At 70.9% G+C, this 24,184-nt stretch carries 24 protein-coding genes; 8 read left to right on the plus strand and 16 right to left on the minus strand.

From position 1 onward, the window contains the following. Positions 1-40: 40 nt before the first annotated feature. The 12 genes from F0L46_RS15540 to F0L46_RS15595 all read right to left on the minus strand — a co-directional run bounded on the left by F0L46_RS15540 (position 41) and on the right by F0L46_RS15595 (position 12,608). Positions 41-985 (minus strand): 2-hydroxyacid dehydrogenase, encoded by a 945-nt coding sequence (locus F0L46_RS15540; protein WP_149819153.1) that lies wholly within the window; start codon positions 983-985, stop codon positions 41-43. Continuing rightward, entirely contained in the window at positions 982-2,295 is a 1,314-nt protein-coding gene (gene deoA / locus F0L46_RS15545; RefSeq protein WP_149819155.1) for a thymidine phosphorylase, read from the minus strand. The genes F0L46_RS15540 and deoA overlap by 4 nt, the downstream gene beginning before the upstream one ends. A gap of 236 nt (positions 2,296-2,531) precedes the next feature. Continuing rightward, positions 2,532-3,296 (minus strand): deoxyribose-phosphate aldolase, encoded by a 765-nt coding sequence (deoC, locus tag F0L46_RS15550; protein ID WP_149819157.1) that lies wholly within the window; start codon positions 3,294-3,296, stop codon positions 2,532-2,534. Beyond that, entirely contained in the window at positions 3,280-4,107 is an 828-nt protein-coding gene (locus tag F0L46_RS15555) for a purine-nucleoside phosphorylase (RefSeq protein WP_149819159.1), read from the minus strand. The genes deoC and F0L46_RS15555 overlap by 17 nt, the downstream gene beginning before the upstream one ends. Beyond that, complete coding sequence (locus tag F0L46_RS15560; protein ID WP_149819161.1) at positions 4,104-4,523, minus strand: cytidine deaminase; 420 nt, start codon at positions 4,521-4,523, stop codon at positions 4,104-4,106. Before F0L46_RS15560 ends, F0L46_RS15555 begins: the two co-directional genes overlap by 4 nt. 88 nt (positions 4,524-4,611) lie before the next feature. After that, positions 4,612-6,093 (minus strand): glycoside hydrolase 5 family protein, encoded by a 1,482-nt coding sequence (locus tag F0L46_RS15565; protein ID WP_240540019.1) that lies wholly within the window; start codon positions 6,091-6,093, stop codon positions 4,612-4,614. 84 nt (positions 6,094-6,177) lie between these two features. After that, positions 6,178-7,086 (minus strand): ABC transporter permease, encoded by a 909-nt coding sequence (locus F0L46_RS15570; RefSeq protein ID WP_149819163.1) that lies wholly within the window; start codon positions 7,084-7,086, stop codon positions 6,178-6,180. Positions 7,087-7,089: 3 nt separating this feature from the next. After that, positions 7,090-8,196, minus strand: a complete 1,107-nt coding sequence (locus tag F0L46_RS15575; protein ID WP_149819165.1) for an ABC transporter permease — start codon at positions 8,194-8,196, stop codon at positions 7,090-7,092. After that, positions 8,193-8,633: a VOC family protein gene (locus F0L46_RS15580; RefSeq protein WP_149819544.1), complete on the minus strand. Its 441-nt coding sequence runs from the start codon at positions 8,631-8,633 to the stop codon at positions 8,193-8,195. Before F0L46_RS15580 ends, F0L46_RS15575 begins: the two co-directional genes overlap by 4 nt. A 271-nt stretch (positions 8,634-8,904) precedes the next feature. After that, the gene (locus F0L46_RS15585; protein ID WP_149819167.1) at positions 8,905-10,425 is read right to left on the minus strand and encodes an ABC transporter ATP-binding protein; all 1,521 of its coding nucleotides are present in this window, start codon (positions 10,423-10,425) and stop codon (positions 8,905-8,907) included. Between the two features lie 260 nt (positions 10,426-10,685). Continuing rightward, the gene (locus F0L46_RS15590; RefSeq protein WP_149819169.1) at positions 10,686-11,693 is read right to left on the minus strand and encodes a BMP family lipoprotein; all 1,008 of its coding nucleotides are present in this window, start codon (positions 11,691-11,693) and stop codon (positions 10,686-10,688) included. A 207-nt stretch (positions 11,694-11,900) separates the two neighbouring features. After that, positions 11,901-12,608 carry a hypothetical protein gene (locus F0L46_RS15595; protein WP_149819171.1) on the minus strand — a complete coding sequence of 236 codons (708 nt, stop codon included), beginning with the start codon at positions 12,606-12,608 and terminating at the stop codon, positions 11,901-11,903. A gap of 96 nt (positions 12,609-12,704) precedes the next feature. Between F0L46_RS15595 and F0L46_RS15600 the strand changes: the two genes are divergently transcribed. After that, on the plus strand, positions 12,705-13,511 hold the full coding sequence (locus F0L46_RS15600) for a HesA/MoeB/ThiF family protein (RefSeq protein WP_149819173.1): 807 nt from the start codon (positions 12,705-12,707) through the stop codon (positions 13,509-13,511). A 215-nt stretch (positions 13,512-13,726) separates the two neighbouring features. Here F0L46_RS15600 and hppD read toward each other — a convergent pair whose 3' ends face one another. Genes hppD through F0L46_RS15615 form a run of 3 tightly spaced genes read right to left on the minus strand, consistent with a single transcriptional unit; the run spans position 13,727 to position 15,974 of the window. Further along, positions 13,727-14,845 (minus strand): 4-hydroxyphenylpyruvate dioxygenase, encoded by a 1,119-nt coding sequence (hppD, locus tag F0L46_RS15605; RefSeq protein WP_149819175.1) that lies wholly within the window; start codon positions 14,843-14,845, stop codon positions 13,727-13,729. A gap of 32 nt (positions 14,846-14,877) precedes the next feature. Beyond that, the gene (maiA, locus tag F0L46_RS15610; protein WP_149819177.1) at positions 14,878-15,501 is read right to left on the minus strand and encodes a maleylacetoacetate isomerase; all 624 of its coding nucleotides are present in this window, start codon (positions 15,499-15,501) and stop codon (positions 14,878-14,880) included. After that, positions 15,498-15,974 (minus strand): MarR family winged helix-turn-helix transcriptional regulator, encoded by a 477-nt coding sequence (locus F0L46_RS15615; protein ID WP_210247646.1) that lies wholly within the window; start codon positions 15,972-15,974, stop codon positions 15,498-15,500. Before F0L46_RS15615 ends, maiA begins: the two co-directional genes overlap by 4 nt. A gap of 99 nt (positions 15,975-16,073) precedes the next feature. Between F0L46_RS15615 and hmgA the strand changes: the two genes are divergently transcribed. Then, positions 16,074-17,447: a homogentisate 1,2-dioxygenase gene (gene hmgA, locus F0L46_RS15620; RefSeq protein WP_149819179.1), complete on the plus strand. Its 1,374-nt coding sequence runs from the start codon at positions 16,074-16,076 to the stop codon at positions 17,445-17,447. A 213-nt stretch (positions 17,448-17,660) separates the two neighbouring features. Here hmgA and F0L46_RS15625 read toward each other — a convergent pair whose 3' ends face one another. Continuing rightward, on the minus strand, positions 17,661-18,749 hold the full coding sequence (locus F0L46_RS15625; protein ID WP_149819181.1) for a TRAP transporter substrate-binding protein: 1,089 nt from the start codon (positions 18,747-18,749) through the stop codon (positions 17,661-17,663). Positions 18,750-18,809: 60 nt separating this feature from the next. Between F0L46_RS15625 and F0L46_RS15630 the strand changes: the two genes are divergently transcribed. The 6 genes from F0L46_RS15630 (at position 18,810) to F0L46_RS15655 (ending at position 24,163) form a co-directional block, all read left to right on the plus strand. Beyond that, on the plus strand, positions 18,810-19,823 hold the full coding sequence (locus F0L46_RS15630; protein WP_149819183.1) for a fumarylacetoacetate hydrolase family protein: 1,014 nt from the start codon (positions 18,810-18,812) through the stop codon (positions 19,821-19,823). Continuing rightward, positions 19,813-20,193: a VOC family protein gene (locus F0L46_RS15635; RefSeq protein ID WP_188311985.1), complete on the plus strand. Its 381-nt coding sequence runs from the start codon at positions 19,813-19,815 to the stop codon at positions 20,191-20,193. The genes F0L46_RS15630 and F0L46_RS15635 overlap by 11 nt, the downstream gene beginning before the upstream one ends. Next, on the plus strand, positions 20,186-21,142 hold the full coding sequence (locus F0L46_RS15640) for an MBL fold metallo-hydrolase (RefSeq protein ID WP_149819185.1): 957 nt from the start codon (positions 20,186-20,188) through the stop codon (positions 21,140-21,142). The genes F0L46_RS15635 and F0L46_RS15640 overlap by 8 nt, the downstream gene beginning before the upstream one ends. A gap of 4 nt (positions 21,143-21,146) precedes the next feature. Beyond that, on the plus strand, positions 21,147-22,757 hold the full coding sequence (locus F0L46_RS15645) for an FAD-dependent oxidoreductase (RefSeq protein WP_149819187.1): 1,611 nt from the start codon (positions 21,147-21,149) through the stop codon (positions 22,755-22,757). Continuing rightward, the gene (locus tag F0L46_RS15650) at positions 22,754-22,981 is read left to right on the plus strand and encodes a DUF2783 domain-containing protein (RefSeq protein ID WP_149819189.1); all 228 of its coding nucleotides are present in this window, start codon (positions 22,754-22,756) and stop codon (positions 22,979-22,981) included. Before F0L46_RS15645 ends, F0L46_RS15650 begins: the two co-directional genes overlap by 4 nt. Positions 22,982-23,113: 132 nt before the next feature. Beyond that, on the plus strand, positions 23,114-24,163 hold the full coding sequence (locus F0L46_RS15655) for a TRAP transporter substrate-binding protein (protein WP_240540020.1): 1,050 nt from the start codon (positions 23,114-23,116) through the stop codon (positions 24,161-24,163). The last annotated feature ends 21 nt before the right edge of the window (positions 24,164-24,184 follow it).

A 24,184-nucleotide genomic window follows, 5' to 3' on the forward strand; every position in this document is an offset into this window, starting at 1 on the left:
TATACGAGCCCCACCTTTCTCAACGAAGTCGTAACTTCCCCTAATAGCCCCGGGCAGGATCGACGCGATGCCGCAGGGGCATGCCTGATTCCATGGTGAAAATTCCGTCCGCGACCTGCGCCCCCACGGCGTCCGGCGCGCTCATGGCGGCGTTGTGTGGCGTCACGGTCACAGCCGGATGGCCCCAAAGCGGCGAGGCGGCGGGCAGCGGCTCGGTCTCGAACACGTCGAGGGTGGCGGCCTTGAGCACGCCGGCATCGAGGCAGCGCAGGATGTCGGCTTCCACCTGGAGCCCGCCGCGGCCCGCATTGACGAGAACGGGGCCGCCGAGACGGCCGTCGCGGGCGAGCCGGGTCAGCAGCGACTCGCGCAGGATGCCCCGGGTGTCGGGGGTGAGCGGGAGCAGGCAGACCAGGATGTCGGTGCGGGCGAGGAATGCATCGAGCCCCGTCTCGCCCGCGAAGGTGGGCAGCCCCTCGACGGATTTGGGGCTCCGGCTCCAGCCCGCCACGTCGAAACCCATCACCTGGAGCTTGCGGGCGGCGTCGAGCCCCAGGACGCCGAGCCCCATGACGCCCACCCGAACGTCGCGGGCGGCGGGCTGGTGGCGGTCGTCCCACCAGCGGCGCTCGCGCTGGAGCCCGTCATAGAGGCGCGCCTGGCGCAGATGCGCGAGGCAGTGGAGCACCACGTACTCGCTCATCCGGTTGGTGAGGTCCTCGTCGACGACGCGGACCACGGGCACGTCCGGCAGCGCCGGATCCCCGACGAGATGGTCCACGCCCGCGCCGAGCGAGAAGATCGCCCGCAGGTTCGGCAGCCCCGCGAAGGTGCCGGGCGGGTGCTTCCAGGCGGCGGCGTAGAGGATCTCGTCGGGCTCGTAGGGCTCGCCCAGGGCCACGACGCGCCGGTCCGGCAGGAGGCGCCGGAAGCGCTCGACCCACGGCGCGACCTCCCAGCCCGTGATGGCGACGAGGAGCGTCATGCGCCGATCCGCTCGAGCACGAGGGGCCGCTCGCCCGGTGCGGCGCCCAGCCGGTAGGCCGCCCGAAGGGCTCGCGCGGCGGCCTCGGCGCCCGCCTCGTCGCGCGCATGCACGATCCCGAGCGGACGCCCGGACCCGACCGCCGCGCCGACGCGGGCGAGATCGGTGAGCCCGACCGCGTGATCGATGGCGTCCTCGGGCCGCGTGCGCCCGCCGCCGAGCGCCACCACCGCCACGCCGACATCGCGGGTCGCGATGGCCTCGACGACGCCCTCCCCCTCGGGCTCGACGGCGCGGATCACGGGGGCCTTCGGCAGGTAGCGCTCGGCGCCGGCCACGAAATCGCTCGGGCCGCCGAGCGCCATCACCATGGCCGAGAACGTCTCGCAGGCGCGCCCGCTCTCCACGGCATCCTCGATGCGGCGCGCCCCGTCGGCGGGATCGAGGGCGAGGCCGCCAAGCGCCAGCATCTCGCCCGCCAGCGCCACCGTGACCTCGTGGAAGCGCGGCTCGCGCCGCCGGCCGGTGAGATAGTCGACCACATAGGCCATCTCGACGGCGTTGCCCGCCGCCGAGGCCAGGGGCTCGTTCATGTCGGTGAGGAGCGCGGAGGTGGGGAGCCCTGCGCCGTTCGCCACCGAGACGAGGCTGCGGGCGAGATCGCGCGCGCCGTCCGTGTCGCTCATGAAGGCGCCCGTGCCGAACTTCACGTCCATGACGAGGCCCTGGAGCCCCGCCGCGAGCTTCTTCGACAGGATGGAGGCGGTGATGAGATCGATGGACTCCACCGTCGCCGTCACGTCGCGGATGGAATAGAGGCGCTTGTCGGCCGGCGCGAGGTCCGCCGTCTGGCCGATGATGGCGCAGCCCACCTCCCGGGTCACCCGCCGGAAGGTGGCGATGTCGGGCTGGGTCGCGTAGCCGGGGATGGAATCGAACTTGTCGAGGGTGCCGCCGGTGTGGCCGAGGCCCCGGCCTGAGATCATCGGCACGTAGCCCCCGCAGGCCGCGACCGCGGGGCCGAGCGCGAGGCTCACCGCGTCGCCGACGCCGCCCGTGGAATGCTTGTCGAGGACGGGCCCCGGCAGATCCCAGGCCAGCACCTCGCCGGAGCTCATCATGGCGCGGGTCAGCGCCACCCGCTCGTCGAGGGACATGCCGCGGAAGAACACGGCCATGGCGAAGGCCGCCGCCTGCCCCTCCGAGACCCGCCCGGCGGTGAGCCCCTCGATGAAGGCCTGGATCAGCTCGGGGGCGAGCGTCCCGCCGTCGCGCTTCAGGCGGATGATTTCCTGCGGCAGCAGGGTCATGGCTTTGTCCCTCAACGATGGTCGTTCGGCGCCCCCTCTCCCCGCGGGCGGGGAGAGGGCTCCGGCTGCGGAATGGCAGCCGGAGCGAGCGAACGCAAGTGAGCGGGGGTGAGGGGGTGTCGACGGTGGAGTTCGACCGTCAAAGCCCCCTCACCTTCGCGCTGCCGCGCTCGCTTCAGGCCTCGGAAAGGGGGCCTGAAGCCCTCTCCCCGCACGGCGGGGAGAGGAGCGCCTGACTAGTAGGCGGCGCTCGAGCTTTTAGGCGTGCCGCCCTCGATCTCGGCCAAGAGCGCGTCGAACAGGCCGCTCGCGCCGAAGCGGAACGTTGCTGCCGTGGCCCAGCCCGGCCCCATGATCCGGTCGGCGAGAGCCAGGTAGGCGGCCGCGTCGTCGAGGGTGCGGATGCCGCCGGAGGGTTTCAGGCCGACGGGGCGGGGCGCGTCGCGGATCACGCCGAGCATGATCTCGGCGGCGGGGAGCGTGGCGGAGACGGGGGTCTTGCCCGTGGAGGTCTTGATGAAGTCGGCGCCCTCCGCGACCGCGAGGCGGCTCGCGGCTTCAATGGCTGCAGGATCAGCGAGGATCCCCGTCTCCAGGATCACCTTGAGTGTGCGCCCCCCGTCGACCATGTCGCGCACGCCCGCGATCAGGGCGCGGGCCGCCTCCTTGTCCCCGGCGAGGAAGGCGCGGTAGGGCAGCACCACGTCGATCTCGTCGGCACCGTCGCTCAGGGCTTCCTGCACGCCGTCGATGACGCGCTCCACGTCCTCGTCGCCGCCAGGAAAGTTCGCCACCGTCGCGATCCGGACGGGCGAGCCCTCGAGCATCCGCCGGGCCTGGCTCACGAATTGCGGCCACAGGCAGATGGCCGCCACGGGGCCCTGCGGGCTCGTCGCCCTGGCGCAAAGCGCCGCCGTGCTCCGGTCACTCGGCGCGTCCGACAGGTCGGTGAGGTCGAGAAGCCGGAGCGCGCGGCGGGCGAGATCAGGCCGAGGTGTCATCGAGCCCTCCCACGAAGCCCCGGATGAGGCGGCGCAGGCCCGCGGAGGCGCCCGTCGCCACGTCCTTGGTCTCGCCGTGCGAAGGCGAGGCGCCGCCGATCCCCGCCGCCATGTTGGTGACCACCGACACGGCGCAGACCTTCAGGCCGTAGTAACGGGCGAGGATCACCTCGGGCACCGTCGACATGCCGACGAGATCGGCGCCGAGCGTGCGAGCCATGCGGATCTCGGCCGGCGTCTCGAAGCTCGGCCCGGCGAACCACATGTAGACGCCCTCGTGCAGGGTCACGCCCGTCACGCTCGCGGCGAGCTTCAGCTTCTTGCGCAGCCGCTCGTCATAGGCGTTCGTGAGCGAGACGAAGCGGCCGTCCGAGGTGTCCTTGAACAAGGGGCTCATCCCCGAGAAGTTGATGTGGTCGGTGACCGACACGAGGCTGCCGGGCCGGTAGTCGAGCTTCGTGGAGCCTGCGGCGTTGGTGAGGACGAGGGGCGGCGCGCCGAGCGCCTTCACGAACGCGATCGGCACGCGCATGGCGGCGGCGTCGCCCGTCTCGTAATAGTGCGCCCGGCCCTGGAAGATGAGGATGCGCTTGCGGTCCATCCGCCCCGCGATGAGCTGGCCCGCATGGCCCGACACGCCGCTCTCGGGGAAGTGCGGGATCTCCGCGTAGGGCAGGCTCACCACCTCCTCGAGATCGTCGACGAGCCGGCCGAGCCCCGTGCCCAGCACCATGGCGCAGTCGAAGCGCCCGTCGAAGCCCCGCTCTCGGACGAACCGCGCCGCCTCCTCGGCCTTTTCCTCGAACGTCATCGCGCTCCCCTCCCGGTGTCGGCCAGGTTGTCGGGTCCGAAGGAGAAGGGCAACAGCTCGTCGAGGCGGAACGTGCGGCGCACGCCCTCGAGCCCCGCGATGTGCACCGGCGTCTCAGGCGTCGCGAACTCCCGGATGCGCTGGCGGCAGCCGCCGCACGGGGTGACGAGGTGCTCCCCCTCCCCCACCACGAGGATCTCGGCGATGGCCCGCCCGCCCGCCTGGATCATGGCGCTGATCGCGCCCGTCTCGGCGCAGGCGCCCTGCGGATAGGCCGCGTTCTCCACGTTGCAGCCGGCATGGACCCGGCCGTCCGTGTCCCGGACGGCGGCCCCGACGGTGAAGCCCGAATAGGGCGCATAGGCGCGGCCTTGCGCGGCGCGGGCGGCTTGAAAGAGGTCGTCGAGCGAGGTCATAGGCCGGTTTGTCCATGCCCGGCGCAGGTGTCAAGCGCCGTGGCCTGGCCGGAGGCAAGCCCAAGCCCCGCTCCGAGGCCGAGCCGCCCTATGGACCCGTCTCTGCCTGGATCGCTAGCGCCAGGTCGGCGGCGAAGGGCGGAGCCTCGACGACGAGGCCTCCCTCAGGGCCCGCCTCGGCCGTGAGCGTGCCGCAGGCCCGTCCGGCCACCGTGTCGAAGGCCGTCACGCGGTAGTGCCCGGGCCCCAGACCCGGCACGCTCAAGCGGGGCCGGACCGGCGCCGCGTCCCGGCGCAGGCGGCCGTCGGTCCCGAGCGTATCGCGGCGGACGAGCCAGACCACGGCCTGCCTCTCGTCCCCGCACGCGACAGCGGCGAGGTGAGGCGGGGCGTCCTCCACGGCCACCTCGATCGGCCGGCGCCGGAAGCGGGGCCAGTCGATGAGGGGCAGGAAGGCAGACAGGGCGCGCTGCGCGTCGTGCATCCCGGCGGTCAGGACGTGGGGGCGGCGGTTGGGCCAGCGCATGCCGCCGCCCGCGCCGCCGGCCGCCAGGTGCGCCCATTGGATGTGCCGGAAATATTCGTCGTCGAACGCTTCCGCGAGGGTGAGCTTGCGGTCCTTGAAGGCGTGGATGGGCCCGTGCTCCGTGTCGAGGAAGGGGCGCCCGTCCGTGATCTCGGCGATGCTCTCGCGCACGATGCGCGCCATGCCGAGCGCCGGGGCGACGGTGTCGCGCGGGTCGTCGATCGTGCCGTGCTCGTAGATGTGGATCGTCGCGAAATCGAGGCTCGGGTGGCGGAAGATCGGCTCGGCAAGCGGCATGTGCGGCCGCCAGCGCAGCTCCGGCCCGAAAATCGAGACGGTCTGAGGATGGGAACGGCCGTAGAGCCGCATCTCCAGGTCGCGCACGTGCCGGCTGAGGTCGGCGATGAAATCGGGAAAACCGTCGGCGCTGTCGCCCCCTTGGGCCGGGTGGATCTCGTTCCAGAGGTCCCACGCAAACAAGGCTCCCGAGCCGCCCCAGCGCTCCACCGCGAAGGCGAGCCGCGCCTTGATGGCCGCGCGCGTCGCGGGGCAGAGCAGGAGACGGGAGGGGTGGTCGAGGGGCCCGCCCTGGGCGCGGCAATAGGGGTGGTGGCGCCAGTGCAGCCAGGTCCAGAACGTGTCGACGGGGGTGAGGAGGATGCGCAGGCCCACCCGCTCGCAGACGGCGAAGAGGTCGTCCCAGAGCCGAACCATGGCGGGCACGAAGCGGCCCACGGGACGCTCGATGTAGCGGTGGCGGACCTGCGCGTATTCCAGCATGAGGCGCAGCACCGTGACGCCCGACGCGGCGAGCCCGCTCAAATAGGCCTCGACGCCGGGCAGGTCGCGGCGTCGGAACATGCCGTCGAGGGTCGTCCAGCTGATGGCGTCGTTGTGGCCCACAGGCGTCCAGGCCTCGCCCGTCTCGGTCACGAAATAGGGCGCATTCGGCGCCACCGCGATCCAGGGGAGCGGGCCGCGTCCGGCGGGAGGCAAAGGCCGGGCTGCCCCCGGGCCGGTCTCGGCGAGGAAGTCTCGATACATCTGGGTCCTGAGGCTGCGGGAGGCGCGCCCGAAAACACGGAAGGCCGGAGGAGAGTTCCTGGACGGCGTGCGAAAGAACGCCGCTCAGCGCTCCTTGACGTAGGGCACGCCCGCCGCGCGGGGCGGGATCGCCCGGCCGCCGAAGCCCGCGAGCAGCAGCACGGTGATCACGTAGGGCATGGCCTGGATCGCCTGCACCGGCACCTCGCCGATCCCTGGCAGCGGCACGCCCTGGAGGCGGATCGACATCGCCTCCAGAAAGCCGAACAGGAGGCACGCGCCGAGCGCAGGCCAGGCGCGCCACTTGGCGAAGATGAGGGCCGCGAGCGCGATGAAGCCGCGCCCCGCCGTCATGCCGGGCAGGAAGCCCGCCGACAATGCCGCCGCCAGATAGGTGCCGCCTAAGCCGCACAGGACGCCCGCCACGACCACGGCGGCATAGCGCAAGGCGGTGACGGAGATGCCCGCCGTGTCGACCGCCGCCGGCTTCTCGCCCACCGCCCGCAGCCGCAGGCCAAAGCGCGTCCGGGCGAGGACGAAGGCCGTGACCGGCACCATGGCGAGCGCGATATAGACCAGGGCCGAGTGACCGAGGAGCACCCCCTCGAAGCGCCCCGCGCCCTCCAGGGGCGGCGTGCGTCCGCCCTGGCCGTACCACGCGTTGCCGATCGTCGCCGTGAGCCCGGCGGCCAGCATGTTGATGGCGACCCCCGACACGATCTGGTTGCCGCGCTGGGTGATCGAGGCGAAGCCGTGGACGAGGGCGAGGGCCACCGAGGCGCCGATGCCGGCGAGAAGCCCCATCCAGGCGGAGCCGGTGAGGTGGGCCGCCGCGCCCGCCGCGAAGGCGGCGGCGAGCAGCTTGCCCTCGAGCCCGATGTCGACCACGCCCGAGCGCTCGGACCAGAGCCCCGCAAGGCAAGCGCAGAGCAGCGGGATCGACAGGCGCAACGTCGAGTCGAGGACCACGAGAACGGAGGAGAGCGCGTCCATGCCCTACGCCTCCACGGCGCGCGGGCGGCGCGTCAACGCGCCTGCAACGAGGCGCCGGAACAAGCCGTCGAGGGCGCCCGCGAACAGGATCAGCACGCCGCCGATCACCACGATCATGTCGCGGGTGATGGCGGGCTTCTCGAAGGCGAGCTCGGCGCCGCCCTGGTAGAGCATGCCGAACAGGATCGAGGCGAAGACGATGCCGACCGGATGCGCCCGCCCCATGAGGGCCACCGCGATGCCGATGAAGCCGTAGCCCGCCGTGAAGTCGAGGAGCAGGCGGTGCTGGTAGCCCATCAGCTCGTTGACCGCGAGCCCGCCCGCGAGCGCGCCGGAGACCGACATGGCGATGACGGTCACCCGCGTCGCCGAGATGCCGGCATAGGCCGCGGCGGTGGGGTTGGCGCCCACCGTGCGGATCGCGAAGCCGAGCCGCGAGCGGTAGATGAGGAGCCAGACGGCGACGCAGGCCGCGAGCGCGACGAGCAGCGTGAGGTTGAGCTGCGAGGTGGGGATCGCGACGCCGAACAGGCCGAGGAACTCGTGCAGGGCGGGGACGTGGCTCGCCTCCGGGAAGGCCCGGGTCTCGAGGCTCATGGAGCCCGTCTCGCGCAGGACGTTGCCCAGCAGGTAGACCATGAGCACCGTGGCGAGCCAGTTGAACATGATCGTCGTGATGACGATGTGGCTGCCCCGCCGGGCCTGGAGATAGCCCGGCACGAAGGCCCACGCCGCCCCGAAGGCCGCCGCCGCCAGGATGCCCACGGGAATGAGGAGGAAGCCCGGCAGGAAGCCGAGGTTGAGGAGCGCCAGCGCGATGCCGAGGCCCCCCAGCGTCGCCTGCCCCTCGCCGCCGATGTTGAACAGGCCGGCATGGAACGCCACCGCCACGGCAAGCCCCGTGAAGATGAAGTTCGTGGCATAGAACAAGGTGAAGCCGAGGCCTTCCCCTGAGCCGAGCGAGCCCTGGAGCAGGATGCGCGTCACGCTCAACGGATCCTCGCCGATGAACAGGACCACGAGGCCCGCGACGAGGAAGGCGCTGGCGACGCTGACGAGCGGCACGAGGACCACGTCGGCCCAGCGCGGGATGGTGAGGGGAGCGCTCACGGCGCGGGATCTCCGGTGGGCAGGGTCAGGTTGCCGTGGGCGTCGAGCGGGAAGAACGGGTTGTGGGCGACCTCCCAAAGGTGGCCGTCCGGGTCCGCGAAATAGCCCGAATGGCCGCCCCAGAACACCGCCCGCGGCGTCTTGACGTTGCGCGCGCCGAGCGAGAGCGCCAGGGCGTGGACGGCGTCCACCTCCTCCACCGAGCGGGCGTTATAGGCGAGCGTGATCCCGGCAAAGCCCGTCGGCACGTCCGGCAGGCCCGCATCCGCCGCGAGCTCGGCGCGGGGGAAGAGCGCGAGCGCGAGCCCGTTCCCCTGATAGAACGCGACGCCCTCCTGGCTCGCGGGGGAGAGGCGCCAGCCCAGGCCCTCGTAGAAGGCTCGGGCGCGGGCGAGATCGGCGACGCCGAGGGTGACGAGGGAGAGACGGGGCTCCATCATGGGCGCGCTCCCTCCCCTATCCCGGATGGGAGAGGGGTCGGGGGTGAGGGTTGGACGCTGCGAGCTTCGCTGCGCGGATCCGTGCTCCTACCGTCATCCCCGGGCTTGACCCGGGGACCCAGCCCAACGCGTTGACTGGATGGCCGGGTCGAGCCCGGCCATGACAAGCGGAGTCGTCGAGAGAGCTGGTCCGACCTGGCCACCCTCACCCGCTGGCACTTCGTGCATCCCTCTCCCATCCGGGAGAGGGGAGCTGGCGCCATCCCCCTCACGCCGCATCCTCCACGCCCGCCATCAGCAGCCCCAGATCCCGCTCGTCCGTCCCGTCGGGGCGGCGCTCGCCGGTGAGGCGGCCGCCGCAGAGCACGAGGATGCGGTCGGACAGGCTCATCACCTCCTCCAGCTCCACCGAGACGAGGAGGATGCCGACGCCCGCGTCGCGCAGCTCCACGAGGCGGCGGTGGATGAACTCGATGGCGCCGATGTCGACGCCGCGGGTCGGCTGCCCGATGAGCAGCACCTTGGGGCCGCGCTCGATCTCGCGGGCGAGCACGATCTTTTGCTGGTTGCCGCCGGAGAACAGCGAGGTCTTGAGGCGCGGCGACGGGGGCCGCACGTCGTATTTCTCCATCTTGGCCGCCAGATCCTCGACCATGCGCCCGTGATCGAGGAGCGGGCCCCGGGCAAAGGCGGGGTCGTCGGTGAAGCCGAGCGCCGCGCTCTCAAAGGCCTCGAACTGGGGCACGAGGCCCATGCGCAGCCGGTCCTCGGGTACGTGGAGCAGGCCGCGCCGGCGCAGCTCGTGCGGGTCGCGGTCCTCCGCCGCGAGCTCGCGGCCCTCGAAGCGGATCGTGCCGGCCGCGACCGGGCGCATGCCGGCGATGGCTTCCAGAAGCTCGCTCTGCCCGTTGCCGGCGACGCCCGCGATGCCGACGATCTCGCCCGCCCGGACCTGGAACGACACGTCCTGCACGCGGAACACGCCGAGCATGTCGGCGACCGAAAGGCCCTCCACCTCCAGGAGCGGCGCGCCCGGCGCCCGGGCGCCCTTCTCGACGCGCAGCAGCACCCGGCGCCCCACCATGGCCTCGGCGAGCTCCGGCGGCGACGTGCTCGCGGTGTTGAGATGCGCCACCATCTCGCCCCGGCGCATCACCGACACCCGGTCGGTGATCGCCATGATCTCGTGGAGCTTGTGGGTGATGAGGATCACCGTCTTGCCCTGCGCCCGCAGCGCGCGCAGCAGGCCGAACAGGGCCTCGGCCTCCGGCGGCGTGAGCACGGCGGTGGGCTCGTCGAGGATGAGGATGTCGGCGCCGCGATAGAGCGCCTTGATGATCTCGACCCGCTGCTGCAGCCCCACCGACAGATCACCCACCTCGGCGTCCGGATCGATGACGAGGCCGTAATCGTCGGAGAGGCGGCGGAGCTCGGCCCGCACCCGCGCGGTGCCGCGCGCCAGCAGCGCCCCGCCCTCGGCGCCGAGCATCACGTTCTCCAGCACCGTCAGGGTCTCGACCAGCATGAAATGCTGGTGGACCATGCCGATGCCGGCCTCGATCGCGTCCGCCGAGGAGCGGATCCTGACGGGCTCGCCGTTCACCCGGATCTCGCCGGAATCGGCCTCGTAGAATCCGTAGAGGATCGACATCAGGGTCGACTTGCCCGCGCCGTTCTCCCCCACGATGCCGTGGATGGTGCCGCGCTCCACCCGCAGGTCCACCGCCCGGTTGGCATGGACGGGGCCGAAGCTCTTGTCGATCTTGATGAGTTCGATGGCGGGGTTCATTGGCACGCTTCTCCCCTCTCCCGGACGGGAGAGGGGGCGGGGGTGAGGGTTCGACGCCGGGAGGTTCGCTCGGGAAACAAACCCCGTCGTCCCCGGGCTCGGCCTGGCGACCCAGGGCCACGGTAGGCATGGATGGCCGGGTCAAGCCCGGCCATGACAGGTGGGGGCGGGGGAGCGGGCTGGTGTCAGCGCGCCACCCTCACCCCCTTGGCACTCCGTGCATCCCTCTCCCATCCGGGAGAGGGGAGCTGCGGCCTACCTCACAGCGCCGGGCACTTATTGTCCGACATGAAGTCGTGAACCTGCACCTTGCCCGACGCGATGTCGGCGGTGGCCTGGTCGACGGCCTTACGCATGTCGGCGGTGATGAGCGGCTTGTTGTGCTCGTCGTCCGCCCAGGCGACGCCCTGCTCCTTGAGGCCGAGCGTGACCTGGCCCGCCTTGAACGTGTTGTTCTTGGCGTCCATGAAGGTCGAGTAGGCGGCGTTGTCGACGCGCTTGAGCATCGAGGTCAGCACCTTGCCGGGGTGCAGGCCGTTCTGGTTGGAGTCGACGCCGATGCCGAGCTTGCCGGCGTCCGCCACCGCGCGGAGCACGCCGATGCCGGTCCCGCCCGCCGCGTGGTACACGACGTCCGCGCCGCGATCCATCTGGCCCTTGGCGAGCTCGCCGCCGCGCACGGGATCGTTCCAGGCCGCGCCCGTGGTGCCCGTCATGTTGACGAAGACCTCGGCGTCCTTCTTGGCGGCCTTCACCCCTTGGGCGTAGCCGCAGGCGAAGCGGCGGATGAGGGGGATGTCCATGCCGCCCACGAAGCCGACCTTGCCGGTCTTCGAGGCCATGCCGGCCAGCATGCCGACGAGGTACGAGCCCTCGTGCTCCTTGAAGAGGATCGACTCCACGTTGGGCTTCTCGACGACGCTGTCGATGATCGCGAACTTCAGGTTCGGGAACTCGGCCGCAACCTTCTCGAGCGCGCTCTTCTGGCTGAAGCCGACGGCGAGGATCGGCGAGAAGCCCTCGCGGGCGAAGCGGCGCAGGGCCTGCTCGCGCTGCGCGTCGTTCTGGGGCTCGAAGTCACGATACTCGACGCCCGTCTCCTTCTTGAAGCGCTCGGCGCCCGTATAGACGCCCTCGTTGAAGGATTTGTCGAACTTGCCGCCGAGATCGTAGACGATCGCCGGCTTGGGCGCGGCGCCCTGCGCGAGGGCGACGGCCGTGGAGGCCACCATGCCCGCGAGGGCAAGCCCGAGTGCTTTCAAAGTCATGCGTGACGTTCCCTTGAGACGTGCGGGCGCTCTTTCGGCGTCCGATCGGGCGTCACGATGGCACGGCGCTTCCCCCTCGGTAAAGACCCGGACGGGGGGAGGCGTGTCGCAGTCCAAAGCCTTGTGGGGGTTGGGGTCCGCGGGCCGCGGTCCCCGGGGCCGCCGCGCTCCCGGCCCGGGAGAGGGCGTCGGGAGCGCGGCGGGTGGTCAGCGGAACAGCTTCGGATCGAGGGCCGAGAGGGCGAGAAGCGGGATCGGCATGTTGACCCCGGCGCGCCGCAGCTTCTGCGCCTGCTCGCGGCAGGCCGCCTGGTTGTTCGTGCCCACGAGCGCGTCGGCCCGGTCGACGGGCAGGAGCTCCGTGACGGGGGGCGCCTTGGGGGCGGGCGGGCCGGGAGGGGCGGCCGGCGCGGGCGCGGCGCCGGGAGCCGGCGGGGGCGGCGGCGCGGCGGCCTTGGCGGCCTCCGCCTTCACGAAGGTGGCGAGCTCCCGGCACAGGTTGGCCGGGCCGACCTGGGGCGGCGCGGCGGGCGCCGCCTGCTGGACGGGCGCGGGGGCCGCGGGCGCAGCCTGCTGGGCGGCCGGCGGGGGCGTGGCCGGCGCGGCCTGCTGGGCCGGGGCGGGAGCCGGAGGCGTGGCGGGTTGCGCCGTCGCGGCGGCTGGAGCGTCGGGCGGCGGCACCTGGGCGGCTTCGGCCGGCGGGGGCACCTCGATGGGCTGGAGCGGGCGCTCGGCCCCCACGGTCGCGGGCGTCTCGGGTGCGGGAAGCGGGGGCACGGGCACCGTGGGGGTGGTCACGTTGCCGGCGGGCGGGGGGGCCGCCTCGGGCTGCGCCGCGGGCGGCGCCGTCTGCGCGAAGGCGGCGGGAGCGAGGGCCGCGCCGGCCAGAAGCGCGGCGAGGAGAATCGGCTTCACGGGTTTTCCTCCTGGTTTTGCCGCCCATCTGAGGGCATGGGGGGCGTTCTGTCCATATCCGCCCGCCATTTCGGCCCGCATCGTGACGGTGACCCCATGAGCCTCGGCCCCGACGAGATCGACCGCTATGCCCGCCACCTCGTCCTTCGCGACGTCGGCGGCCCCGGCCAGGCGCGCCTCAAGGCCGCCCGCGTGCTCGTGGTGGGGGCGGGCGGGCTCGGCGCGCCGCTGATCCAGTATCTCGCGGCCGCCGGAGTGGGCACCATCGGCATCGTCGACGACGACGTGGTGTCCCTCTCCAACCTCCAGCGCCAGGTGATCCACGGCACCCCGGAGATCGGCCGGCCCAAGGTCGCGAGCGCGGCCTCGGCGGTGCTGCGGCTCAATCCGCACGTGCGCGTCGAGATGCACCAGCGCCGGATCGAGCCCTCGAACGCCGCCGCCCTCGTCGGCGGGTTCGACATCGTGGCCGACGGCTCGGACAATTTCGACACACGCTACGCGGTCTCCGACGCCTGCTTCCACGCCGGCCGGCCCCTCGTTACGGCGGCGCTCGGCCAGTTTGACGGCTCGCTCACCACGATCCGCGCCCACGAGCGCGACGCGCAAGGCCGCCCGAACCCCACCTATCGCTGCCTCTTCCCCTCCCCGCCCCCGCCCGGCGCCGTCCCGGCCTGCGCGGAAGCCGGCGTGCTCGGCGCGCTCGCGGGCGTCATGGGAAGCCTCATGGCGATGGAGGTGATGCGGGAGATCGTGGGCTTCGGCGAGGGCCTGGTCGGGCGCCTCCTCATGGTCGACGCGCGCGGCATGCGCTTCGAGACGATGCGCTACGGCTGGGACCCGGAGAACCCGCTGAGCGGAACCTCCCTCCCCTCTCCCGGAGGGGAGAGGGGCCGGGGGTGAGGGTGGCCAGGTCGAACCAGTTCTCGGCCCGCCTTCCGCTTGTCATGGCCGGGCTTGACCCGGCCATCCAGTGGACGCGCGGCCCTGGGTCCCCGGCCTCATCCTGAGCCTGTCGAAGGACAAGCCCGGGGATGACGGTAGGAGCACGGATTCGCGCAGCGAACCTCGCAGCGTCCAACCCTCACCCCCGACCCCNNGGGAGAGGGGAGCCCCCCCTACTCCGCGGCATCCGCCTTGAGCACGCCGCGGCGGATCTGGTCCTCCTCGATCGACTCGAACAGCGCCTTGAAGTTGCCCTCGCCGAAGCCGTCGTCGCCTTTCCGCTGGATGAACTCGAAGAAGATCGGGCCGATGGCGGTCTTGCCGAAGCGCTGGAGCAGCACCTTGGTGTAGCCGCCCTCCACCACGCCTTCGCCGTCGATGAGGATGCCGTTGCGCTGGAGCCGGTCCACGGGCTCGCCGTGGGTCTTCAGGCGCTGGCCGATGCGCTGGTAGTAGATGTCGTTGGGGGCGGGCATGAACTCCAGCCCCGCGCCGATGAGCGCCTCGATGGACTCGTAGAGGTCCGTGGAGCCGAGCGCGATGTGCTGGATGCCCTCGCCCTTGTACTCCTCCAGGTATTCCTGGATCTGGCCCGTCTCGCCCGCGTCCTCGTTGATGGGGATGCGGATCTTGCCGTCGGGGCTCGTCATGGCGCGCGAGAGCAGGCCCGAGACCTTGCCCGAGATGTCGAAATAGCGGATCTGGCGGAAGTTGAAGAGCCGCTCGTAGAAGCCCGCCCACTCGTTGAGCCGGCCGCGATAGACGTTGTGGGTCAGGTGGTCGATGTAGTGCAGGCCGACGCCGGCGGGCTTCGGATCGCGCTCGCCGAGCCACTCGAAATCCACGTCGTAGATCGAGCCCTTCGCCCCGTAGCGGTCGACGAGGTAGATCTGCAGGCCGCCGATGCCCTCGATCGCCGGGATGTTGAGCTCCATCGGCCCGACCTGGGTCTGGGCGGGCTTTGCGCCCATCGAGAGCGCCCGCTCGTAGGCGTATTTCGCGTCCACCACCCGGAAGGCCATGGCCGGCGCCGAGGGGCCGTGGGCGGCGGCGAAGTTCGCGGCGAAGGAGCCCGGCTCCGAGTTCAGGATGAAGTTGATGTCGCCCTGGCGGTAGAGCGTCACCTTCTTCGAGCGGTGCCGCGCCACGGCCTGGAAGCCCATGAGCTTGAAATAGGCGTCGAGCTTCTCGGGCTCGGGGTGGCAATACTCGACGAACTCGAAGCCGTCGGTGCCCATGGGGTTCTCGTCGGAGATCGCCGGGGGCGGGGCGTCGTGCGGAAAGGGACCCATCTGGTTGCTCCGTTACGGGGGGAGAGGAGGTGTCAGGCGGCGTCGGGCTGCGCCTCGGGGGCGGCATCCCGGAAGGCGGGAAGAGCCAGGCACGCGGCGTCCGCCGCCTGGATCCGCGGATAGGGGTCGAGGGGCACGGCGAAGCGCCGGGCGTTGTAGAGCTGGGGCACGAGGTAGAGGTCCGCGAGCGTCGGGGCCTCGCCGAAGCAGAACGGCCCGCCCTCGATCATCGCCTCCACGGCCTCCAGGCCCGTGACGACCCAGTGGCGATACCAGTCGTCGATGGCGGGCTGCTCGTGGCCCATGGCCTTGAGCCGGCGCAGGACCGCGAGATTGTTGAGCGGGTGGATGTCGCAGCCGATCAAGGCCGCGGCCGCGCGCACTCGGGCCCGCCGGACGAGATCGCGGGGCAGGAACGGGGGCTCGGGGAAGCGCTCGTCGAGATATTCCAAGATCGCGGGCGACTGGACGATAACCGCGCCGTCGTGATCGAGCGCCGGCACACGCCCCTGCGGGTTGACGGCGAGATACGCGGGTGCCGACTGCTCGCCCTTCACGAGATGGATCGGCACCGATTCGTAGGGCACGCCTTTGAAGTTGAGCGCGATGCGCACCCGGTAGGCCGCCGAGGAGCGGAAATAATCGTACAGCTTCATTCCGCGGCCTCCCGAAGCGCCGCCGCGCCCATGACGTCCGCCTGCCGGTCGAGGCGGGCGATCAGCGCGAACAGCGTCTCGCGCTCCCCGTCCGTGAGGGGCGCCAGGAGCTTGCGCTCGAAGGCGAGCGCCTCCGGGGCGAGCGCCTCGTAGACCGCCCTCCCCGCCTCGGTGAGCGCCAGGAAATCCTCGCGCAGGTCCTCCGGGTTCGGTTCGCGCCGCACGAGGCCGCGCTCGACGAGACCCGCGACGGCACGCGACACGGTGGATTTGTGCATGACCGCATGGGCCGCCACGTCGCGCCCCGTGCGCACCCCGTACTGGCCGAGCGTCGCGACCACCCGCCAGCCTGGGATCGTGAGGCCGAAGCGGTCGGCGTAGATCTGCGCGAGCGCGTTCGATACCGACGCCGCCAGGACGTTGAGCCGGTAGGGCAGGAAGCGCTCGAGGGCGATCAGGGGATCGTCGGCCATCGTTGACAAGAACTCGTTGCTCGTGCAACCAACTATGCCATAATTGGTTGCGATGGCAACCACCTCGCGGGACGCATCCCCGCCGGACAGGAGACCGCCATGAATCTCCACACCCCCACCGGGCTTCAGACGGCGCAGGCGCGCTCAGGCCAGTCCGCCCTCGTCCCGGGCTACATGTCGGGCTTCGGCAATTCCTTCGAGACGGAGGCGCTGCCCGGCGCCCTGCCGGTCGGCCGCAACTCGCCGCAGAAAGTGAATTACGGCCTCTATGCCGAGCAGCTGTCGGGCTCGCCCTTCACGGCGCCCCAGGCCACGAACCAGCGCTCCTGGCTCTACCGCATCCGCCCCGGCGTTAAGCACCAGAGCCGCTTTGCCAAGGCCGACCGCGGCCTCATCCGCACGGCGCCCGGCGCCCGCGACGAGGCGGACCGCCCGATCGGCCAGCTGCGCTGGGACCCGATCCCGATGCCAGACGAGGCGACGACCTTCCTGACGGGCCTGCGCACGATCACGACGGCGGGTGATTCCGACACGCAGGTCGGCATGGCGGCCCATGTCGTCCTCGTCACGTCCGCGACGGAGAACGAGTTCCTCTACAACGCCGACGGCGAGTTCCTCGTCGTGGCGCAGGAGGGCCGCCTGCGCTTTCGCACGGAGTTCGGGATCATCGAGATCGAGCCGGGCGAGATCTGCGTGATCCAGCGCGGCGTCATCTTCGCCGTCGATCCCGTGGACGGGCCGGCGCGGGCCTATGTCTGCGAGAACTATGGCGGCGCCTTCACGCTGCCGGATCGCGGCCCCATCGGCGCCAATTGCCTTGCCAACCCCCGCGACTTCCTCACCCCCGTGGCGGCGTTCGAGGATCGCGAGGAGCCCTGCCGGCTGTTCGTGAAGTGGGGCGGCGAGCTCTACGTCACCGACATCCCCCAGTCGCCCCTCGACGTGGTGGCCTGGCATGGGAACTACGCGCCCTACAAATATGATCTTCGCACCTTCTCGCCCGTGGGTGCCATCGGCTTCGACCACCCGGACCCGTCGATCTTCACGGTGATGACCGCGCCCTCCGAGACGCCGGGCACCGCCAACATTGATTTCGTGATCTTCCCCGAGCGCTGGATGGTGGCCGAGAACACGTTCCGCCCGCCCTGGTACCACCGCAACCTCATGAGCGAGTTCATGGGGCTAATCTACGGGGTCTACGACGCCAAGCCCGAGGGCTTCGTGCCGGGCGGCTTCTCGCTCCACAACCAGATGCTGCCGCACGGCCCGGACATGCAGGCCTTCGAGCACGCCTCGAACGGAGAGCTCAAGCCCGTGAAGCTCACGGGCACCATGGCCTTCATGTTCGAGACCCGCTTCCCCCAGCGCCTCACGAAATATGCCGCCGAGCTGCCGCAGCTGCAGGAGACCTATCTCGACTGCTGGGACGGCCTCAAAAAGCACTTCGATCCGAGCCGGCGGGAGCCGAAATAGCTCCGGCACCGTCAAGCGATGACCGTCGGGGTTCCCCCCTCACCCGGCGCTTCGCGCCGACCTCTCCCACCAGGGGAGAGGTTGCGTGCGCCTTCGGCGCCCGCTCGCGTCGCCGGCGCGCGGAGCGCGCCAACCTCCCCCTTGATGGGGGAGGTCGGGCCGAAGGCCCGGGTGAGGGTGGCAGCGCCGCCCTCCCGGGCCTCGCTCCGCTTCTCACGCCCGCCCGCGCGTCCGCACCATGAAGGTGTCGTAGGAGTATTCCGCGACCTGCCACCAGAGCAGGTTCTCACCCCGGAAGGCGACCATGGAATCGAGCGCGCGCTTGAAGTCGGCGTTCTTGGCCGCGGTCTCGGCGTAATACTCGTTGGCGGCCTTGAGCGACGCCTCCATGACCGGCAGCGGGAAGGGCTTGAGCTCGGCGCCGTTCGCCACGAGGCGGCGCAGGGCCGGCGGGTTCACGGCGTCGTACTTGGCGAGCATCCAGTTGTTCGCCGCCTCGCAGGCCTGGGAGACGATGGCCTGGTAGTGCTTCGGCAGCTCGTTCCACTTCGCCTGGTTCATGACGAGGTGCAGCATGGCGCCGCCCTCCCACCAGCCCGGGTAGTAGTAATATTTGGCGACCTTCTGGAAGCCGAGCTTCTCGTCGTCGTAGGGGCCGACGAACTCCACCGCGTCGATGGTGCCCCGCTCCAGCGCCGGGTAGATGTCGCCGGGCGCGATCTGCTGGGGCACGACGCCGAGCCGCGCCAGTACCTGCCCGCCCATGCCGCCGATGCGGAACTTGAGGCCGTTGAGGTCGGCGACCTCCTTGATCTCCTTGCGGAAGAAGCCGCCCATCTGGGTGCCCGAGTTGCCGCAGGGGATCGAGTAGGCGCCAAGCCGCCCCAGCACGTCGTTGATGATCTTTCCGCCATCCGCGAAGTGCCACCAGGAATGCTGCTGGCGGGCGTTGAGCCCGAAGGGCACGCCCGTGCCGAAGCCGAGGGCGGGCTCCTTGCCAATATAGAAGTAGGTCGGCGTGTGGGCGCACTCGATGGCGCCGCTCGTGACGGCGTCGAGGGCCTGCAACCCGCCGACGATCTCGCCCGCCGGGAAGGTCTGGATCTGGAACTTGTTGTCGGTGGCTTCCGCGACGTACTTGGCAAATGTCTGCGCGGTGCCGAAGATCGTGTCGAGCGAGCGCGGGAAGCTCGAGGTCAGGCGCCAGCGGATCTCAGGCGCGCCTTGCGCGATCGCTGGCATCGCCACGCTGGTGCCGGCGGCCGCGAGGCCCGCGCTCGTCAGGAACGTTCGACGCTTCATGGTGCTCGTCATCGTGAGGTGCCTCCCTTGGCTGTTCATTGAAAGCGACAGGTCCCGCCCATGAAGCTCGCGTCACTCAAGCATGGCCGGGATGGCCGCCTCGTCGTGGTCTCGAAGGATCTGACCCGCGCCACCGATGCTTTCACCGTCGTGCCGACCTTGCAAGCGGCCCTGGACGATTGGGAACGGCATGCCCCGCGCCTCCTCGACCTCTCCGAAAGCCTCGGTCACGGCTCGGTGCCCTCGTTCCGCTTCCACGAGCACGATTGCGCCTCGCCCCTGCCCCGCGCCTTCCAATGGGCCGACGGCTCAGCTTACGTGAACCACGTCGAGCTCGTGCGCAAGGCCCGGGGCGCCGAGATGCCCGCCTCCTTCTGGACCGACCCGTTGATGTACCAGGGCGGATCCGACTCGTTCTTAGGCCCCCGGGAGCCGATTCCCATGGCGGACGAGGCCTGGGGCATCGATTTCGAGGCCGAGATCGCGGTGGTGACGGGCGACGTTCCCATGGGAGCCACCCGCGAGCAGGCCGCGGCCGCCATCCGGCTCGTCATGCTCGTGAACGACGTGAGCTTGCGCAACCTCATCCCAGCGGAACTCGGCAAGGGCTTCGGCTTCTTCCAGTCGAAGCCCTCCTCCGCCTTCTCCCCCGTGGCCGTCACCCCGGACGAGCTGGGCGACGCCTGGGACGAGGGCCGGCTGCATCTCCCCCTCATGTCCTTCGTCAACGGCCGCCCCTTCGGCCGCCCGAACGCAGGCCAGGACATGACCTTCGACTTCCCGACCCTCATCGCGCACGCGGCCAAGACCCGGCCGCTCGCCGCGGGATCCGTCATCGGCTCCGGCACCGTCTCCAACAAGGACGCGGACGGCGGCCCGGGGCGCCCCATCGCGCAAGGGGGCGTCGGCTATTCCTGCATCGCCGAAATCCGCACCATCGAGACCATCAAGGAGGGCAAGCCCTCGACGCCGTTCTTAAGCTTCGGGGACACGGTGCGGGTGGAGATGAAGGACGGGGCCGGGCACTCGATCTTTGGGGCGATCGAGCAGGAGGTGGTGCGGTATGGCGTCTAGCCTCGCGATGCTCGCGATCGACCACGTGCAACTCGCCATCCCGGCGGGCGGCGAGGAGGTCTGCCGACGCTTTTACATTGAGGTTCTGGGCATGTCGGAGATCCCAAAACCCGCCATCCTGGCGGCCCGCGGCGGCCTCTGGGTGCAGAGCGGCGCCGTGCAGATCCATCTCGGGGTCGAGGCCGACTTCCGCCCGGCCCGTAAGGCCCATCCGGCGATTGTCGTGGCGAACCTCGACGCCCTCGCAACCCGCGTCAGCGACGCCGGCCACGCGCCGACGTGGGACGGCTCTATTCCGGGCCTGCGGCGCTTCTTCGTGTCCGACCCGCACGGCAACCGCATCGAGTTCATGGAGCCCCCGCATGGCTGACAAGGCTTTCGCCTCCACCGCCGACACCGCCGCGAAAACGATCTCCTTCGACGAGATCGGGCCGGGCCTCTACGCCTACACGGCGCAGGGCGATCCGAATTCCGGGATCATCGTCGGCGACGACGGGTGCATGGTGATCGACGCGCAGGCGACGCCCGCCATGGCCGGGGACGTGATCGCCCGGGCCCGGGAGGTCACCGACAAGCCGATCAAGTACGTGGTGCTGACCCACTACCACGCGGTGCGGGTGCTCGGCGCCTCGGCCTATGGCGCGCAAGGGATCATCGCGTCGGACGCGACCTTGGGCCTCATCCACGAGCGCGGCGAGCAGGACAAGGCGTCCGAGATCGGGCGGTTTCCCCGGCTCTTCCGGGGCGAGGACTCGATCCCGGCGGGGCTCACCTGGCCGACCCTCACCTTCGACACCGAGATGTCGGTGTTCCTAGGCAAGCGCGAGGTGAAGCTCATGCATCTGGGCGCCGGCCATACCGCGGGCGACATCGTGGCCTGGGTGCCCGACGCGGGCGTCATGTTCTCCGGCGACCTCGTGGAATATCACTCGGCCTGCTATTGCGGCGATGCGCTCCTGCGCGAATGGCCCGGCACCCTCGACAACATCCGCGAGTTCGCCCCCCGCGCCCTCGTGCCCGGCCGCGGCGACGCGCTCCAGGGCGAGGCTATTGTGCGCGAGGCCGTCGCCATGACCCGGGATTTCGTGACGACGCTCTACGGCGCGGCGGAGCTCTCCGTGGCGCGCGGCCGCTCGCTCAAGGACACCATGGCCGCGACCCGCGAGGTCATGGACCCGAAATTCGGCTCCTTCGCCATCTACGAGCACTGCCTCCCCTTCAACGTCTCGCGCGCCCATGACGAGGCGAGCGGCATCGACCATCCGGTGATCTGGACGGCGGAGCGGGACCGGGAGATGTGGGCGGCGTTGCAGGGGTGATGCCATGAACAGCCGCCGAACCCTCTACCAGTTCGCCTATGCCCGCCACCCCGACCAGGACGCCGCCTCACCCGCCGTCCGCCCCGTCGTGGTGATCGGCGCCGGGCCCGTGGGCCTGTGCGCGGCGATCGATCTGGCGCAGCGGGGCGTGCCCGTGACCCTCCTCGACGACGCGGACCGGATCGGCGAGGGCTCTCGGGGGATCTGCTACGCCAAGCGGACGCTTGAGATCCTGGACCGGCTCGGCGTCGGGGATCCGTGCGTCGAGAAGGGCGTGACCTGGCGTCTCGGCCGGGTCTTCCAGGGCGGGGACCTCCTCTACTCCTTCGATCTGCTCCCGGAGGACGGCCACAAGCGCCCGGCCTTCATCAACCTCCAGCAATATTACCTCGAGCACCACCTGGTGCGCCGCGCGCTCGATTGCGGCGTCGACCTGCGCTGGCGCAACCGGGTGAGCGCGATCGAGCCCCGGAACGACGGCGCGCGCCTCACCGTCGAGACCCCCGACGGCCCCTACCCGCTCCAGGCCGGCTGGGTCGTGGCGGCGGACGGCGCGCGCTCGCCCACGCGCGCCATGCTCGGCCTCGACTTCACGGGCGAGGCGTTCGAGGAGCGCTTCCTCATCGCGGACGTGCGCATGCGGGGTAATTTCCCCACCGAGCGCTGGTTCTGGTTCGATCCGCCCTTCCACGCGGGCCGCTCCGCGCTCCTGCACAAGCAGCCCGACGATATATGGCGCATCGATCTGGGCCTGGGGCCGGATGCGGATGCGGCGGAAGAGCAGGATCCCAAGCGCGTGATCCCGCGCATCCGCCAGATGCTGGGCCACGACGCCTTCGAGCTCGAATGGGTCTCGGTCTACACCTTCCAGTGCCGGCGGCTGGAGCGCTTCGTCCACGGGCGCGTGGTGTTCGCGGGCGATGCCGCCCATCAGGTCTCGCCCTTCGGCGCGCGGGGCGCGAATTCCGGCATCCAGGACGCGGACAACCTCGCGTGGAAGCTCGCCCTCGTGGTGAAGGGCGAGGCGCCGGCCAGCCTCATCGACACCTACGACCTGGAGCGGTCAGCAGCGGCCGACGAGAATATCGGCCACTCGACCCGCTCCACCGACTTCATCGCGCCCCGCACCCGGCAGGAAGCGCGCTTTCGCGACGCCGCCCTGGCGCTCGCCCGCCACGCGGATTTCGCCAAGCGGCTCGTCAATTCCGGCAGGCTCTCGGCGCCGAGCGTCTACGACACGCCGCTCTCCACGCCCGATCGCGACGCGTGGGCGGGCAGCGCCCGGCTCGGCGGCCCGCTTCCCGACGCGCCCCTCACCGACGCGGAGGGCCGGCCCGTCTGGCTCCTCGACTTCTTGAGCGGCGAGCCGACGGCCATCCACGTGCCCGACGACGCGCCGCCGCCGGCCGTGGACGGGGTGAGGACGCTCGCCATCGGCCGGGACGTGCACGATTCCGCGGGCGTCTTCGCACGGCGCTACGACGCGACGCCCGGCGCCATCTATCTGGTGCGGCCCGATCAGCATCTCGCGGCCCGCTGGCGGCACCCCGATGCGGACGCGATCGCGGCGGCCGCGCGCCGGATGCGGGGGCATGCCCTGGAGGAGACCCCATGACGGCGCTCGCCCTGGAGAACCGCCTCCCTGATCCCGACGGGGGCTACCGGTCCCTCATCGAGGCGCATCGCGGCCTGTCCGACGAGGACAGCGCCCACCTCAACACCCGCCTCGTCCTCATCCTCATGAACCACATCGGCGACCACGAGGTGCTGCGCGAGGCCATCGCGCTCGCCCGCACCTCCGGACCCGCTGCGAGCGAGGAGCCGCGACTCGAAGCTTAAGCATTCCTGCTCTATTCTGACGGCGCGATCGTTGCCCGGCGGCATGGCGTCTGCCAGGGTGACGGCACGTCAGGCTCCCGCCGGGAGCCGCTGACATCAAGAAACGCTCAAGAACAGCCGAGGAGGACGCCTTTGACCACCCGCCGCAAGTTCCTCGCCCTCGCGGGCTCGACCCTCGCCATGCCGGCACTGCTGCGGGAGGGCTATGCCCAGTCCGCCGAGGTGCAGCTGCGCATGCACCACTTCCTGCCGCCCGTCGCCAACGGCCAGACCAAGTTTCTGGCCCCCTGGGCCAAGAAGGTCGAGGAGGAGTCCAAGGGCCGCATCAAGATCCAGATCTTCCCCGCCATGCAGCTCGGCGGCTCCCCGCCCCAGCTCTTCGACCAGGCGCGCGACGGCGTGGCCGACCTCGTCTGGACCCTGCCCGGCAACACGCCCGGCCGCTTCCCCGGCATCGAGACCTTCGAGCTGCCCTTCGTCCCCCATCGCCGCGCGATCGTGAACTCCCTGGCGGTGCAGGAATTCGCCGAGGCGAACCTCCGGGACGAGTTCAAGGAGGTGAAGCCGATCTGCTTCTGGGCGCACGACCACGGGCTCATCCACGCCAACAAGCCCGTGCGCACCATGGAGGACATGAAGGGGCTCAAGCTGCGCTTCCCCACCCGCCTCGCGGGCGAGGCCCTGCGCGCCCTGGGCGCGAGCGCGTTGGGCATGCCGATCCCGCAGGTGCCGGAATCCCTGGCGCAGCGCGTCATCGACGGCACCGTGATCCCCTGGGAGGTCGTGCCCTCGATCAAGGTGCAGGAGCTCGTGAAGAACCACACGGAGATCCCGGGCTCGCCCACGCTCTACACGGCCACCTTCGTCCTCGCCATGAACCGAGCGAAGTATGAGGGCATGCCCGCCGATCTGCGCGAGGTGATCGACCGCAACTCGGGCCAGGTGGCCGCCGCCATGGCGGGCCGGGTGTGGGACGAGCAGGCGGTGGTCGTCTCCGACATGGTCAAGAAGCGCGGCAACACCCTCATCACCCTCGACGAGGCCGAGGCCAAGCGGTGGCAGCAGGCGACGCAGCCCGTCATCGACAACTGGGTGAAGAGCACGAAGGAGCGCGGCCTCGATGGGCAGAAGCTCCTGGAGCAGGCCCGCGCGGCCCTCGCCAAGCACGAGAAGGCCGCCTGACCGCAGCCCGGGCGGGGGGAA

This window comes from Salinarimonas soli, from assembly GCF_008386575.1.
Classification (GTDB): Bacteria; Pseudomonadota; Alphaproteobacteria; order Rhizobiales; family Beijerinckiaceae; genus Salinarimonas_A; species Salinarimonas_A soli.

Bases quoted from the DNA above. Each gene is read 5' to 3' on its own strand.
- F0L46_RS15540 (WP_149819153.1), bottom strand. From the start codon at position 985: ATGACGCTCCTCGTCGCCATCACGGGCTGGGAGGTCGCGCCGTGGGTC.
- deoA (WP_149819155.1), bottom strand. From the start codon at position 2,295: ATGACCCTGCTGCCGCAGGAAATCATCCGCCTGAAGCGCGACGGCGGG.
- deoC (WP_149819157.1), bottom strand. From the start codon at position 3,296: ATGACACCTCGGCCTGATCTCGCCCGCCGCGCGCTCCGGCTTCTCGAC.
- F0L46_RS15555 (WP_149819159.1), bottom strand. From the start codon at position 4,107: ATGACGTTCGAGGAAAAGGCCGAGGAGGCGGCGCGGTTCGTCCGAGAG.
- F0L46_RS15560 (WP_149819161.1), bottom strand. From the start codon at position 4,523: ATGACCTCGCTCGACGACCTCTTTCAAGCCGCCCGCGCCGCGCAAGGC.
- F0L46_RS15565 (WP_240540019.1), bottom strand. From the start codon at position 6,093: ATGTATCGAGACTTCCTCGCCGAGACCGGCCCGGGGGCAGCCCGGCCT.
- F0L46_RS15570 (WP_149819163.1), bottom strand. From the start codon at position 7,086: ATGGACGCGCTCTCCTCCGTTCTCGTGGTCCTCGACTCGACGTTGCGC.
- F0L46_RS15580 (WP_149819544.1), bottom strand. From the start codon at position 8,633: ATGGAGCCCCGTCTCTCCCTCGTCACCCTCGGCGTCGCCGATCTCGCC.
- F0L46_RS15585 (WP_149819167.1), bottom strand. From the start codon at position 10,425: ATGAACCCCGCCATCGAACTCATCAAGATCGACAAGAGCTTCGGCCCC.
- F0L46_RS15590 (WP_149819169.1), bottom strand. From the start codon at position 11,693: ATGACTTTGAAAGCACTCGGGCTTGCCCTCGCGGGCATGGTGGCCTCC.
- F0L46_RS15600 (WP_149819173.1), top strand. From the start codon at position 12,705: ATGAGCCTCGGCCCCGACGAGATCGACCGCTATGCCCGCCACCTCGTC.
- hppD (WP_149819175.1), bottom strand. From the start codon at position 14,845: ATGGGTCCCTTTCCGCACGACGCCCCGCCCCCGGCGATCTCCGACGAG.
- maiA (WP_149819177.1), bottom strand. From the start codon at position 15,501: ATGAAGCTGTACGATTATTTCCGCTCCTCGGCGGCCTACCGGGTGCGC.
- F0L46_RS15615 (WP_210247646.1), bottom strand. From the start codon at position 15,974: ATGGCCGACGATCCCCTGATCGCCCTCGAGCGCTTCCTGCCCTACCGG.
- hmgA (WP_149819179.1), top strand. From the start codon at position 16,074: ATGAATCTCCACACCCCCACCGGGCTTCAGACGGCGCAGGCGCGCTCA.
- F0L46_RS15625 (WP_149819181.1), bottom strand. From the start codon at position 18,749: ATGAAGCGTCGAACGTTCCTGACGAGCGCGGGCCTCGCGGCCGCCGGC.
- F0L46_RS15630 (WP_149819183.1), top strand. From the start codon at position 18,810: ATGAAGCTCGCGTCACTCAAGCATGGCCGGGATGGCCGCCTCGTCGTG.
- F0L46_RS15635 (WP_188311985.1), top strand. From the start codon at position 19,813: ATGGCGTCTAGCCTCGCGATGCTCGCGATCGACCACGTGCAACTCGCC.
- F0L46_RS15640 (WP_149819185.1), top strand. From the start codon at position 20,186: ATGGCTGACAAGGCTTTCGCCTCCACCGCCGACACCGCCGCGAAAACG.
- F0L46_RS15645 (WP_149819187.1), top strand. From the start codon at position 21,147: ATGAACAGCCGCCGAACCCTCTACCAGTTCGCCTATGCCCGCCACCCC.
- F0L46_RS15650 (WP_149819189.1), top strand. From the start codon at position 22,754: ATGACGGCGCTCGCCCTGGAGAACCGCCTCCCTGATCCCGACGGGGGC.